Source organism: uncultured Limosilactobacillus sp., from assembly GCF_934202235.1.
GTDB lineage: Bacteria > Bacillota > Bacilli > Lactobacillales > Lactobacillaceae > Limosilactobacillus.
Genome location: NZ_CAKPXS010000047.1, coordinates 1 through 12,529, shown reverse-complemented (window position 1 = coordinate 12,529; position 12,529 = coordinate 1). Strand labels below are relative to the sequence as shown.

The window sequence follows — 12,529 nt, the reverse complement described above, 5'->3', positions numbered from 1 at the left end:
ATGGGCAGTTAGCTCAGCTGGCAGAGCAACGGACTCTTAATCCGTGGGTCCAGGGTTCGATCCCCTGACTGCCCATTACTTACCGTCACTGGAAAGTGGCGGTTTTTTTGTACCAAAAAACAGCGGCCGACTAACCGCTGTTTTTCTTTCTTAATGGTTGGCGATAATTAACGCTAGGAGTGCGAGCAGGGCTGGCAACCCCTGGGTCAGCAAGATTTTCTTGTTGGCAGTCAGGGCACCAAAGACCGCTGCCACCAGGACAAAGCCGACAAATAAATACAGGACGATGACCTGTGGAACACCGCTTAACATCAATTCTGCGACCACAATCCCGACGCCGAGAAAGCCGTTATAGAGCCCTTGGTTAGCCATGCTGACCCTGGTTTCTTTTTGTGCTAGGTACTCAGCCGACAGATCAAAGGCGTCACGGGCTAATTTGGTCTGGGTTAAAAACATCTCCAAGACCATGATAAAAAAGGCCTCAGCTGCAACTAGATTCACCAGGATAAGACTCAGTACTTTCATCCAACTACTCCTTTCACTAGAACCGGGTTGTCTTCTTCCGGGTCGCGTGACTAATAAAGACCACCGCTACTTCGACCGCCATTGCCAGGACTAGGCAGACAATGAAGAGAATCCGGTAAGAAGCAGCACCAATTACCAGTCCACCAAAGAGAGGTCCCACTGCCTTGCCGGCTGACGACCAGCCGTTAAAGAGCCCCTGGTACTTTCCCTTTTCCGCCAAGGGGGTCAGTTCATTAATAATCGATGGAATCGTCGGAAAGGCCGTCGCTTCCCCGAGGGTTAAGACCACCATGGCGACCACGAACCAGAAGTAGGTCCGGGCAAACAAGAGAATTGAGAACGAAAGGGCGAAGGTCAGCAACCCAAAATAAACCAGATGGTACGGGTTGCGGAAGATCCGGTTCAACCAGCTTAATGCCAGCTGGAAGGTCACAATCAAGAGACCATTAATCGTCCACAACAAACTGTAGAGACTTAGTGAAATACCCTTGCCCGTCATGTAAACAGACATGTTACTGGACCACTGGTTGTAAACTACCCAGATAATCGCAATCCCAATGAAGAACGTCCAAATAATTGCCAAATTCGGTGATGGTAGCTTCTCCCCCTTCGCCTTGTGCAGTTTCTGCCGCTTGGGGCCAGCAAACTTGGTCCGGTAACAACGCCAGACGACAAATAAAAAGAAAAGATACATGACGCCAGTGACCGCGAAAAGCGGCGCTACCTGGTTATGGGTCGCTTGATACATCGGCCCAACAACTGCCGTCCCAATCATCATCCCAAAGTTATTAGCAAAGTAGAGCATATTGAAGACAAAGCGGCCATCGTGGGCGTGAATCCGCGTCCCGTAGGAGTTAAGCATCGTCATCAGCCAGCCGTTGAGAAAGCCAACAAGCGGTAATAACAGCGGGTATGCTGGCCACCCGTTCTGCCACATTAATAAGCCCATCATCACAATTTCTGCGATCACGCTAAACATGGTCAATTTTTGCGGGTCATGCTTGTCAAAAAGGCGACCGCCAATATAGCTGCCGACAACGTTCGTCCCGGAATAAAAGAGCAGGACGATCCCCGACATCGTCAGTGACTGGTGCAACTGGGTATGGACGTAGACCGTGGTTAACGGCCAGACAAAACTATTGCCAACGCTGGCCAAAAATGTGCCGAGTAATAGCCAGCGCAATTTAAGTTCGTTTTTCATTCGTTCGCTCCTTTCCGTTAGTTTGTTCCCACCAAAAAACAGCACTGGGAAAATTCCCCGCACTGTAATTCAAGAAACCTTGTTATTGTTCTTCTTCCTGACTACGACCGTAATCGATCCCCATGAATTTGTTGCAACTCTTGTTAAAGAGAAGCTTGACGGTTCCCCGGGGACCGCTCCGGTTTTTATCGATAATGACTTCCATCTCACTGGTGCTTGGCTGGTCATCACCTTCGACTGGACCATCATCCTCGTCATTGCTTTCTTCCCGCTCGTAGTAGTCGTCACGGTAAAGAAAACTGACGATATCGGCATCCTGTTCAATTGATCCAGATTCACGCAGGTCAGACATCATTGGGCGCTTATCTTGCCGCTGCTCAACTCCCCGTGAAAGCTGGGAGAGGGCGATCACTGGGACGTTGAGTTCCTTGGCTAATTTCTTTAACGACCGCGAAATCATCGACACTTCCTGCTGACGGTTTTCGGCACTGCCACCGCCATCAATCAGCTGCAGGTAGTCGACGATGATCAAACTCAAGCCGCTCCGTTCAGCAAGCCGCCGACTCTTAGCCCGGATTTCACTAATCTTGATCCCGGCGGTATCGTCAATAAAGATATTGGCCCGTGACAAGGTGTCCATTGAACTAAACAGGCTTTTAGTTTCATCCTTGGACAGTTTCCCTGTCCGCAGGTGTTGGGCATCAATACTGCCCTCTGCACAGATCATCCGGTTAACCAGTGATTCTGCACTCATTTCTAGACTAAAGATTGCGACAGTGGAATTAGCTACTCGCACAGCAACGTTTTGCGCGATGTTCAGCGCAAAGGCCGTCTTCCCCATCGCTGGTCGTGCCGCGATGATTACTAGTTCGCCAGCGTGGAGTCCCGTCGTAATTTGGTCGAGGTAACGATAACCTGTTGCTAACCCTGGCACCTTGGTTTCGTTCTTGGAAAGGGCCATGATGTTATTGAACGACTCTTCCAGCACGTCTTCAATCTTGTGGAAGCCGTTATTACTGCCCCCGGCCGAGATATTCATGACCTGCTGTTCGGCATCATCTACAAGGTCGTCAACCGCCGTATTGCCGGCATAACTCTTATCGATAATGCTCTGGCTAACGTCGATCAGCCGCCGAATAATGGCCTTGTCATGAACAATTTTGGCATAGTTCTCAACGTTGGCCGCTGTTGGGACGGAACCAGCGAGTTCGGCGATGTACTGAACCCCACCGGCATTGGCGAGTTCGTTTTCCCGGTTCAGCTCGTCTCTCATCGTGACCGCATCGATCCGCTGCTCCCCACGGTCATTGATCTCCACCATGGCATGATAGATCAGCTGGTGTGAGCGAACGTAGAAGTCTTCAGCATCGATTATCGCGTCAACCGTGACAAAAGCTTCCTTTGACAAGAAAATCGCCCCGAGAACGGCTTTCTCAGCTTCTGTATCGTGCGGTAACTGCTGCATCGTTGGTGCATTATCCACGCTGGTTCCCTCCTTTCCTTAAGAAGTTAAATATTGTGGTTATTTTTCAGCGATGTGGACCCGGATGTTAGCAGAAACATCACGGTGGAGTCGAATTGGCACGCTGACGTAGCCCGTGGCCTTAATTGGCGCAGCCAGTTCAATCTTCCGCTTATCAATCTTCAGGCCAAATTGCTTTTCAAGGGCCGTCTTGATCTGCTTGCTGGAAATCGAACCAAAGATCCGCCCATCATCGCCGGCCTTGGCGCTCATCTCGACAACCGTATTATCGTCTTCTAGGCGTTTCTTCATCGCCTTGGCTGCCGCTAACTCTTCGGCCGCGTGTTTTTCTTCGGCCCGTTGCTGACCACGGAGCTGGCCGAGCGCTGCCTTGGTTGCCCGCTTGGCCATTCCCCGCTTAATGAGGAAGTTTTCAGCGTAACCATCAGAAACTTCTTTAATTTCGCCCCGCTTACCACGGCCACGAACGTCTTTAATAAAAATAACTTTCATTACTTTCACTCCTCAGTAGTTTTTGCTTCCTTGCTGCTTGACTCACCATCACCCTTATCATTGAGCAGGTCAATCAGTTCCTTTTTCACTTCACTGACCTTTTTACCCTTGATCTGGGTCGCGGCATTGGCAAGGTGACCCCCGCCGCCCATCTTTTCCATGACCAGCTGGACATTATAATCACCCATTGACCGGGCAGAAATACCAACAACCCCGTCAGCACGCTGGGTAATAACAAATGAAGCGTCGACACCAGACATCTGCAAGAGCATATCAGCCGCTTGCGCTGCCGTTACCGGGTCATAAGTTTGGTCATCTTCGCCGGCACACAAGGCCATTTTATCATTAATAAATTGGACGGTAGAGATCAAATGGTTCCTATCAAGGAAACTATCGGGGTTTTCTTTCATAAACCGTTGAATCATCAGCCCGTCCGCTCCAGCTGACCGGAGATAGCTAGCAGCATCAAACGTCCGCGTCCCCGCCTGCTGGGTAAAGGACTTAGTATCAACCTGGATCCCCGTCAGCATGGTGGTCGCTTCCAGCCGGTTTAATGACTCACTCTCCCGTGGCTGGTACTCAAACATTTCAGTAATTAACTCACAGGTCGAACTAGCATATGGTTCGATATAAACCAGCAGCGGGTTTTCCGGAAATTCTTCGCCCCGCCGGTGGTGGTCAATGATCATAATCCGGTTGGCCAGCTGTTCACATAGTTCCGGTGAAATCGAAATACTTGGTTTCGAGTGGTCAACCATCACCAACAAACTCTTGCTCGTGGCCTTCTTTGCGGCCTCCTCAGGAGTAATAATGTGGTCACTAATATCCTGATACTTGTTGATTTCCAACATCAATCGGGCAATATCAGAGTGGACCTGTTCCTGATCCAGGACAATCCAGCATTCGTGGTTGTTCATTTCCGCAATCCGGTGAACCCCCAGACAGGCACCCATCGCATCCATATCGGGGTTCTTATGGCCAATTACAAAGACTTGGTCGGCCTGGGCCATCAACTCCTGCATCGCCTGGCTAATCATCCGGGCACGAACCCGTGTCCGTTTCTCCATCGGGTTAGTCTTCCCACCGTAGAAACGGGCCTGGCCATTTTCAGACCGGACAACCACCTGGTCACCACCACGCCCGAGGGCGAGGTCCAAGTTATGCTGGGCGGTGTTAGCTAACTTTGTCAGGTCATTTTCGCCATAGGAAATCCCGACACTGAGTGTCACAGGCGAATTCTGCTTAGAGGTGTTGTTGCGGATAACGTCAAGAACCTTAAACTTTTTCTTTTCCAAACTATCCAGCGAATACTGATAACCAACGAGTAGATAGTTATCATCGTCGATTACCTTGAGCATCAAGTGGTTAACCTTAGCCCACTTACTAAGTTCAGAAGTAACGTAGTTGTGGAGGTTGGAAGCATCCGAATCGCTCATCCCTTGCACTAGCTCCACGTAGTTATCCAGGTAGACTTCACCAATAAAGACCCGTTCATTGCGATAACGAGCCTTAATGTTGTCAAATTCCGTCACATCCATCAGATAAATAACGTGGTAACGGTCCTGAATAAGGAACTGAAAACGACGGTGTTTCCAGGAAACAATCGTACTGTCATTATCGTGACGGTGCTCGTCAACCAACTTAGCAAGCTTACTATCAACCTTTGCCAGCGGCCGCCCGACCACTAATTCCATCTTAAAATAATGCGACATGTAAGGGTTGATCCACTTAATGGTATCGTGATCATCCATCATGATCATCCCAATCGGCATTTCCAGGAGTGCTTCCTGCTGACCCCGTTCAACCTGGTAAGTCAGGTCATTAATATATGCTTCGGTATCATTTTGCAACCGGTATAGTTGGTGTAAGGCGATCCAACAGCCAACCAGTGCAAAGATAACCATTATCAAGCCAACTACCCAGTCAACCCAAAAGCCGACCACGATACTGATCAGTGACAGGGACAAGATAAAAATGGCATTAGCCCGGATTGAGCTATCTTTCATGAAGAAAAGCCAATCATTGTGGCCGAAAAGTTTTTTCACTATTCTCCCTCCCCCAGATAGATAGTCATAGTCTTTTTTATCATATCACATCTTTCCACAACACACCTACCCATTAAAAAAGCGGGCAAGAAAAGATATCCTCAAAAGAACACCTATCCTTGCCCTCATTAAAAAAGAAGCCGTGGTTTAAGCCACGGCTTCTTTGGTTATTCACCAAGTATTGATTACATTGCCTTGTAGTCGAACTTGTATGAAATAAGACCGTAAATCGTCCAGCCAGCAAAGGCAACTAATGAACCCATAGCCAGGGCTAAGTTACCACAAGCGTACATGGAGTACAGACTGTAGATACCAGCGATAACAGTAATAACGTTAGTCATCGTGTAACCACGGTCACCTGCCTTGACACCAGCGTCAATTTGGATGGTCTTAGCAACGGCCATACAAAGAACGTAAGGTACCAAGTTAGTAACAACGGCCAAGTTAACCAGGTTGTTGAACTGTTCGTTCAGGTTTGGACTAATCGTCATCAGTGAAAGCAGGCACTGAACAACCATCAGGATGATCATCCCAACAACTGGGGCTTCCCGCTTAGTAACCTTGTTAAATACCTTCGGGAAGTAACCAGCAACGGCTGATGAACGGAATACTTCGGCAACAGTAAACTGCCAGCCAAGGAGTGAACCGATACATGCGATAGTCATCAAAGCCATACAAATCTTACCCCAAACCGGGCCAAGCATCGTTGCGTATGCCAGACCGAATGGTGCGTTTGACTTTGCAATAGCGGCGTTAGGAACAATCCCCTGCATAACGTTAGTTGACAGGATGTAGATAACACCGGCAGCAATAGTACCAACTAAAACGGCAATTGGCACGTTCTTCTGTGGGTTTTCAACGGCATCAGAGTTAGCAGATGCTGATTCCAGACCCAGGAATGACCAGAGAGTAATCGGAATGGATGCGGAAACACCCTTGAACAGTGAAACGTCGTGAACGTTCCAAGCTGAAGCGTAAAGGTGACCGTGGAACCAGAACCAACCGAAAACGGAAATAAACAGAACTGGGAGGATAACACCCCAAACAGTGATGGAACCAATCTTCCCGGTGACAGAAGCACCCCAGAAGTTAGCAACCGTGGTAATGATAATTAGTGCAATTGTCCACAGCGCAGTTGAAACTGGTGACAGCTTGATGTCCAGCAATACTGAACCGTAACCAACGGCGGAAACACCGATAGCAACGTTAGCGATAACCAGTGACAGGGCGTAAGTGAAGTTAGCCATGAAGTTCCCGTCCTTACCGAACGAGTATTCAGCATAGCCACCCATACCTTCCTTAGTGTTCTTACTAAACATACCACAACGGGCGAAACCGTAGGCCAAGCAAAGAGCACCAGTCAGAGTAACTAACCATGACAAAATTGACATGGTACCAACTGAGGCCAGCTTACTTGGCAGCATAACGATACCGGAACCCATCATGTTAACAGCAGTGATGATCGTCAGCTGGGTGACACTCATCTTTTTTGAATTTTCAGCCATATAACATCGATCTCCAATAACTATGTATAGATTATTTGTAGACGTTTACTTGTTAAGAACTGATTCGTCCTTAAGTACGTAACCGTAAGCCTTAACCTTTCCATCAGGTTGAGGTTCATTGTAGACACCCTGAATTTCAGGAGTAAATCCTGGGAAGTTGTTAATACCGTCTTGAAGAATCAAGAAGTACTTCTGAGCTTCTGCAGACCAACGTTCACCTGGGGCGATAACCAGAATGCCAGGGGGGTATGGAAGACCACCTTCAAGGGCAACACGACCAACAATGTCTTCCAGCGGAACTAATTCAGCATTGTTGCGAATTAATTCCTTGTCAGCGGCATATGGCGTCATTGCCTGTTCTGGCATGTGAGCTTCCTGGAAGAGGTGCTTTTGGTAAAGCTTTGCGTTGCTCTTCTTGTAGAAGTCATGCATTTCTTGGCAAAGTTGACGAATAGTGTATCCACGGTAACGGTCAATGTTTTCATTGTAGATTACCGGCAGTACATCCTGCAGGTCAACATCGTTTTCAACCATCTTTTCGAAGCGAAGAATTTGGTTTACTAAGTTGTCAACCTTCGTCTTCGTTTCAGCAGGAGTGAGCAGGAATTCAATTGAGTTCAAGTCACTCTTTTCCGGAACGATCCCGTGTTCACGAAGGAAGTTAGCCAAAATGTTGGCAGGAACACCGAAGTCTTCGTAGTCACCAGTTTCCATGTTAATCCCTGGAGTTTCAATTAAGATCTTCAGTGGGTCAACGTAGTACTGGTTGTCTGCGTAGCCATCAAAGTGGTGCCACTTTTCACCCTTGCGGAACTTGAAGTAGTCAATGTTGTTGGCCATTTCATCAGTGTCGCCGTCTTCCCACTTCTTGCCGTTAACAATCGGTGGAACGAATGGAGTGAACAGCTTGGATTCCTTGAACAGGCGCTTACGTGCTTCAATACCTAATTTAACAGTATTGATCCACATACGTTCACCGGCCTTGCCTTCCATAATGTAGGAGTTAGCATCCAGGGATGCGTACATTGGGTAGAATGGCGAGGTCGAAGTGAACTTCATGTAGGCGTTGTTAAAGCGCTTGTGCGTAATGTAACGCTTTTGTCCCTTAATGTGGTGGTCCTTCTTGTGAATTTGAGAACCTTGTGACAAAGCGCCCATCTGCTTGTGAACAGACTGGGTAACAAAGATACCTGGGTCATCTGGACCTAAGTCATCGAGTAGTAATGGTGAACCACCCTTCATCATTGGGATGAATTGTTCGTAACCAACCCAAGCAGAGTCGAATTGGATGTAGTCACAAAGGTGACCGATCCGGTCGATGACCTGACGAGCATTGTAAATGCTACCGTCATAGGTACCAAGTTCAATAATAGCCAGACGAATTGGGCGTTCTTCCTTAGCCTTTTCTGGGTCAACCTTCGCAATCAGCTTGCGAATGTGTTCTTCAGTCATGGCCTTGTCGGTAATCCCGCCGATAAACCCGAATGGGTTCCGTTCAGTTTCAAGGTAGATCGGAATACCACCAGCATCTTCCAGTGCGTGAATGTAACTGGATTTGTGGTTGTTCCGGTCGAACAGAACCAGATCACCTGGTGCAATAGCAGCAGAAGTAACAATAGCGTTGGCAGTTGACGTCCCGTTCATTACGAAGTAAGTCTTGTCAGCGTTGTAAACCTTTGCGGCATGGCGTTCAGCAGCCAGTGCAGCACCACCGTGAGTCAGCAGGTCCCCAACTTCAGGGTCTGAAGAACTAAGGTCAGCACGGAAGAGGTTTTCGCCAAAGAAATTGTAAAGCCAACGACCAGCTGGGTGACGTAAGAACAGCTTACCAGCGTGGTGACCTGGCGTAGTAAAGCTCAGGTGACCTTCTGAAGCGTAGTTCATTAAAGTTCCCAGGAATGGTGGCATCATCTTTGCCTCGTATTCCTTGGCAGCTGCTTCAATTTCCCCAGTGTACATGTTAGCGTACTTCGGGTCTCCATCCATAAAGTGGAAGACCTTTTCACGCAGTTCCTGTGGGAACTTGTCAGCATCATCAGTGATTAAGAAGATTGGCAGACCCAGGCAGGTCTCATCAACCTTATCAATCAAATCAACGGCGTCTTCAGTTAAAACGACAGCCGCAACATCCGTGAAGTCTTGGTCTTTACGAGCATCAACGATTTCACGAGAAGTCTTAAAATACTTTTGTGCTTCCTCACCTGAACACGCAATACTTAATAACTTCATGTAAAAAATCCTTTCTATTAAACAACAACTCATTGCGAGCTGAGAAATTACCAACCGGATCGTCACCGACTAACGAAGTAGAAAAATAATTGCTTAAATAAAAAAACTCTGCAAAATTTATTCGTTAGTATGTTGATACTTTGATAATTTCCTCTGCTCACAAATCAGAAACGTGTAGTTTGCAGAAAACTGCAATAACTTACACCCAGGATGTAAACGTCTACAGCACCAGAATACCATTTAATTATGGAGATTTCAAACCCATAATTGTCATTAGAATAGGTAAAGTTAGACCTTTTTAATAATTATGCTTTTATGCTGAATGAACATTTTTATCGTTTTCATTCCAATCGGAATTTATGCGCTTTCGCTTGTTGATCAATTGTTAACAATCGTATACTGATAACTTTTTCTCATAATTACGGGTGGGGGCACTTACTCTCTAATTAGAAATAGGCCGGAGCCGCTGGCTTACCATTATTTCCTCACACTAATCATATTTAAAAACTTTTTCTCATTTTCTTCTTCGTTGTCCAATAAAGAAGAAAAAATAAAGCGTTTTTCTATTCGCCATCATCTCCTCATTTCTCCCGCCAGCTAGATAAATAACGAACTTTTGCCTTCTGTTTACAGATAATATTAGGAAATTGGTTAGTCCAGCTGTCCGAAAAAACCAGAAAAATGGCTAAGTAAACCCTTTTTATTAGAATTTAATTAAAAAAGCCCTTTCAAAGGGTTGCTATTCCTAATGTTATCGTGCTATGATTTTGGCAACTTAAGCAAAGGGGGTGAATATGGAATGACAATTACCAATGTCTTATTTCCTGTTAGAGTCGGTGTCACGCCAATGGCGGGGGCTAATAACTCCACGTTACGCCGCGACTCAGCAGTGTCGGCTGCTGATGAGCACGGAACGTTAAACCGGGAAGACGGAAATCAAGTTGTCCAGCGACGAAGAATTTTTAATCATTATGAGAATATTCTTCATCCACGACGGACGCTAGTTGCTAATTATCTCCTCACCATTAGCAATAACTTAACGTTCTCTTCCTCCGTGACCTCGGCGTTTGCTAAACCGCTGCGTAGTTGTTGTAACCAATTAATGTTAGAAGAACAAAATGCAGCGAAGCATTCTCGTCAAGAAGTTAAGACGTTCACCATTCCATATTTCGGTTGTGAACTATCAGCTTCCCCTTGTTTAGTGGAAGCTGCTTGATGCGACGAAATGACAACGTTATCGTAGTCGGGCTGTCGAGCTTCGAACTGCTGCATTGTCAAAATAGGAGGAATTTTATAAATGGCTAATGAAGAACATATGAATGATCAAATGCGTGTCCGTCGTCAAAAGATGGACGATCTGCGGGCACAAGGTATCGACCCATTTGGTCAACGTTTCCCACGGACTCACATTTCTAGTCAAATTCGCGAAGAATTCGGTGAATTGGATGAAGCAACCCTGGAAGACGAACACAATACAGTTACAATTGCCGGCCGGATGGTTGGTAAGCGTGGCAGTGGTAAGGCAGGGTTTGCGGACATCCAAGACCGCGGTGGTCAGATTCAAATCTATGTTCGCCAAGATATTGTCGGAGACGACACTTACAAGTTATTTGAAGATTCAGACCTTGGTGACTTCTGGGGAATTACCGGTGATGTTATCAAGACTAACGTTGGTGAATTGACTGTCCGTGCTCGTCAGATGACCTTCTTAACGAAGGCGCTACGCCCACTGCCAGACAAGTACCACGGTCTGCAAGACCCTGAACTGGTTTACCGTCAACGTTACCTGGACCTGATTACTAATCCTGAAAGCTTCAAGCGTTTCCACGACCGGACCCGAATTATTAAGGCTATCCGCCGTTACATGGACGACAACGACTTTACTGAAGTTGAAACGCCAATTCTGGAAAACGTTGCTTCTGGTGCCGATGCTCGTCCATTCACTACCCACCACAACGCCTTGAACATTGAAATGTTCCTGCGGATCGCTACTGAACTGCGGCTCAAGCGTCTGATTGTCGGTGGTTTCGAACGGGTTTACGAACTGGGCCGTGTCTTCCGTAACGAAGGGATGGACACACGTCACAACCCTGAATTTGACACGATGGAAACTTATGCTGCTTACTTCGACTTCAACGACGTTATGCGTGAAACCGAAGGGATCTTCAAGGCAGCTGCCCGCGTAATGAACCCTGACATGAAGATCAACTACCAGGGAACTGAACTGGACTTCAGCAAGCCATTCGCCCGGATGCACATGGTTGACGCTGTTAAGAAGTACACCGGTGTTGACTTCTGGAAGCCAATGAGTGACGAACAAGCTCGTCAACTGGCCGATGAACACGGTGTCAAGTACGAGAGTTGGTGGAAGGTTGGTCACATTATCAACGCCTTCTTCGAAGACAAGGTTCAAGACCAACTGACTCAACCAGTCTTTATCTACGGTCACCCAGTTGAAATTTCACCACTGGCTCACATCAACCGTCAGGACCACCGCTTCACTGACCGGTTTGAACTTTACATTGTTGGTTCCGAATTTGCTAACGCCTTCACTGAACTGAACGACCCAATTGACCAACGTCAACGGTTTGAAGCTCAGGCCAAGGAACACGAACAAGGTAACGACGAATACGAACCAATTGACGAAGACTTCGTTGAAGCCCTCGAATACGGGATGCCGCCTACAGGTGGTCTGGGTGTCGGCATTGACCGTCTGGTTATGCTGATGACCAACGCTCGTTCAATTCGTGACGTTCTTCTCTTCCCAACGATGCGTCCACTGAATAATAACAACGCTCAACACTAAACTTTCGCTTTTTAAAACTAAGCCCTGGCAATGGATTGCTGGGGCTTTTTTATTTCTGGGAAATTATCATCAATCCGCGTGAGGTGTTGTATGATTAAACCAAATAACTTTGGGAGGAGGACGCTCTTTGGCAAAAATCTTTGTTGTTGAGGATAACCAATCAATTATGGCTCTTTGTCAAATCCTGTTGATGGGTAAGAATCAGGCTTAAGCGGCCTGGTTCTTTTTTTGTGCCATTTGGCG

The 12,529-nt window shown here is 47.1% G+C and carries 9 protein-coding genes and 1 tRNA gene; 3 read left to right on the top strand and 7 right to left on the bottom strand.

The window, feature by feature from the left end; translation table 11 throughout:
* Positions 1–2: 2 nt before the first annotated feature.
* A tRNA-Lys gene (locus Q0E49_RS06890) sits at positions 3–75 on the top strand.
* Positions 76–150: 75 nt separating this feature from the next.
* On the opposite strand, the gene Q0E49_RS06885 is transcribed toward Q0E49_RS06890, so the two are convergent.
* The 7 genes from Q0E49_RS06885 to speC form a co-directional block, all read right to left on the bottom strand.
* A complete protein-coding gene (locus Q0E49_RS06885) occupies positions 151–525 on the bottom strand; it encodes a DUF1304 domain-containing protein (protein WP_295747383.1) in 375 nt (124 codons plus the stop codon).
* A gap of 16 nt (positions 526–541) precedes the next feature.
* Positions 542–1,726: an MFS transporter gene (locus tag Q0E49_RS06880; protein ID WP_295747381.1), complete on the bottom strand. Its 1,185-nt coding sequence runs from the start codon at positions 1,724–1,726 to the stop codon at positions 542–544.
* 82 nt (positions 1,727–1,808) lie between these two features.
* Complete coding sequence (gene dnaB / locus Q0E49_RS06875) at positions 1,809–3,209, bottom strand: replicative DNA helicase (protein ID WP_295747379.1); 1,401 nt, start codon at positions 3,207–3,209, stop codon at positions 1,809–1,811.
* Positions 3,210–3,248: 39 nt separating this feature from the next.
* On the bottom strand, positions 3,249–3,701 hold the full coding sequence (rplI, locus tag Q0E49_RS06870; protein ID WP_295747377.1) for a 50S ribosomal protein L9: 453 nt from the start codon (positions 3,699–3,701) through the stop codon (positions 3,249–3,251).
* A gap of 5 nt (positions 3,702–3,706) precedes the next feature.
* Complete coding sequence (locus tag Q0E49_RS06865; RefSeq protein ID WP_295747385.1) at positions 3,707–5,707, bottom strand: DHH family phosphoesterase; 2,001 nt, start codon at positions 5,705–5,707, stop codon at positions 3,707–3,709.
* Between the two features lie 224 nt (positions 5,708–5,931).
* Complete coding sequence (gene potE, locus Q0E49_RS06860) at positions 5,932–7,251, bottom strand: putrescine-ornithine antiporter (protein WP_295747375.1); 1,320 nt, start codon at positions 7,249–7,251, stop codon at positions 5,932–5,934.
* Positions 7,252–7,296: 45 nt separating this feature from the next.
* Positions 7,297–9,480, bottom strand: a complete 2,184-nt coding sequence (gene speC / locus Q0E49_RS06855; RefSeq protein ID WP_295747373.1) for an ornithine decarboxylase — start codon at positions 9,478–9,480, stop codon at positions 7,297–7,299.
* Between the two features lie 799 nt (positions 9,481–10,279).
* Here speC and Q0E49_RS06850 point away from each other — a divergent pair.
* Together Q0E49_RS06850 and lysS are read left to right on the top strand one after the other, a co-directional pair.
* Positions 10,280–10,696, top strand: coding sequence for a hypothetical protein (locus Q0E49_RS06850; protein WP_295747371.1), 417 nt, complete (start codon positions 10,280–10,282; stop codon positions 10,694–10,696).
* An 81-nt stretch (positions 10,697–10,777) separates the two neighbouring features.
* Complete coding sequence (gene lysS, locus Q0E49_RS06845) at positions 10,778–12,286, top strand: lysine--tRNA ligase (RefSeq protein ID WP_295747369.1); 1,509 nt, start codon at positions 10,778–10,780, stop codon at positions 12,284–12,286.
* Positions 12,287–12,529: the final 243 nt, after the last annotated feature.

Excerpts from the sequence above, each read along its gene's own strand:
- Q0E49_RS06880 (WP_295747381.1), bottom strand. The coding sequence starts at position 1,726 with ATGAAAAACGAACTTAAATTGCGCTGGCTATTACTCGGCACATTTTTG.
- speC (WP_295747373.1), bottom strand. The coding sequence starts at position 9,480 with ATGAAGTTATTAAGTATTGCGTGTTCAGGTGAGGAAGCACAAAAGTAT.
- lysS (WP_295747369.1), top strand. The coding sequence starts at position 10,778 with ATGGCTAATGAAGAACATATGAATGATCAAATGCGTGTCCGTCGTCAA.
- rplI (WP_295747377.1), bottom strand. The coding sequence starts at position 3,701 with ATGAAAGTTATTTTTATTAAAGACGTTCGTGGCCGTGGTAAGCGGGGC.
- potE (WP_295747375.1), bottom strand. The coding sequence starts at position 7,251 with ATGGCTGAAAATTCAAAAAAGATGAGTGTCACCCAGCTGACGATCATC.
- Q0E49_RS06850 (WP_295747371.1), top strand. The coding sequence starts at position 10,280 with ATGACAATTACCAATGTCTTATTTCCTGTTAGAGTCGGTGTCACGCCA.
- Q0E49_RS06885 (WP_295747383.1), bottom strand. The coding sequence starts at position 525 with ATGAAAGTACTGAGTCTTATCCTGGTGAATCTAGTTGCAGCTGAGGCC.
- Q0E49_RS06865 (WP_295747385.1), bottom strand. The coding sequence starts at position 5,707 with ATGAAAGATAGCTCAATCCGGGCTAATGCCATTTTTATCTTGTCCCTG.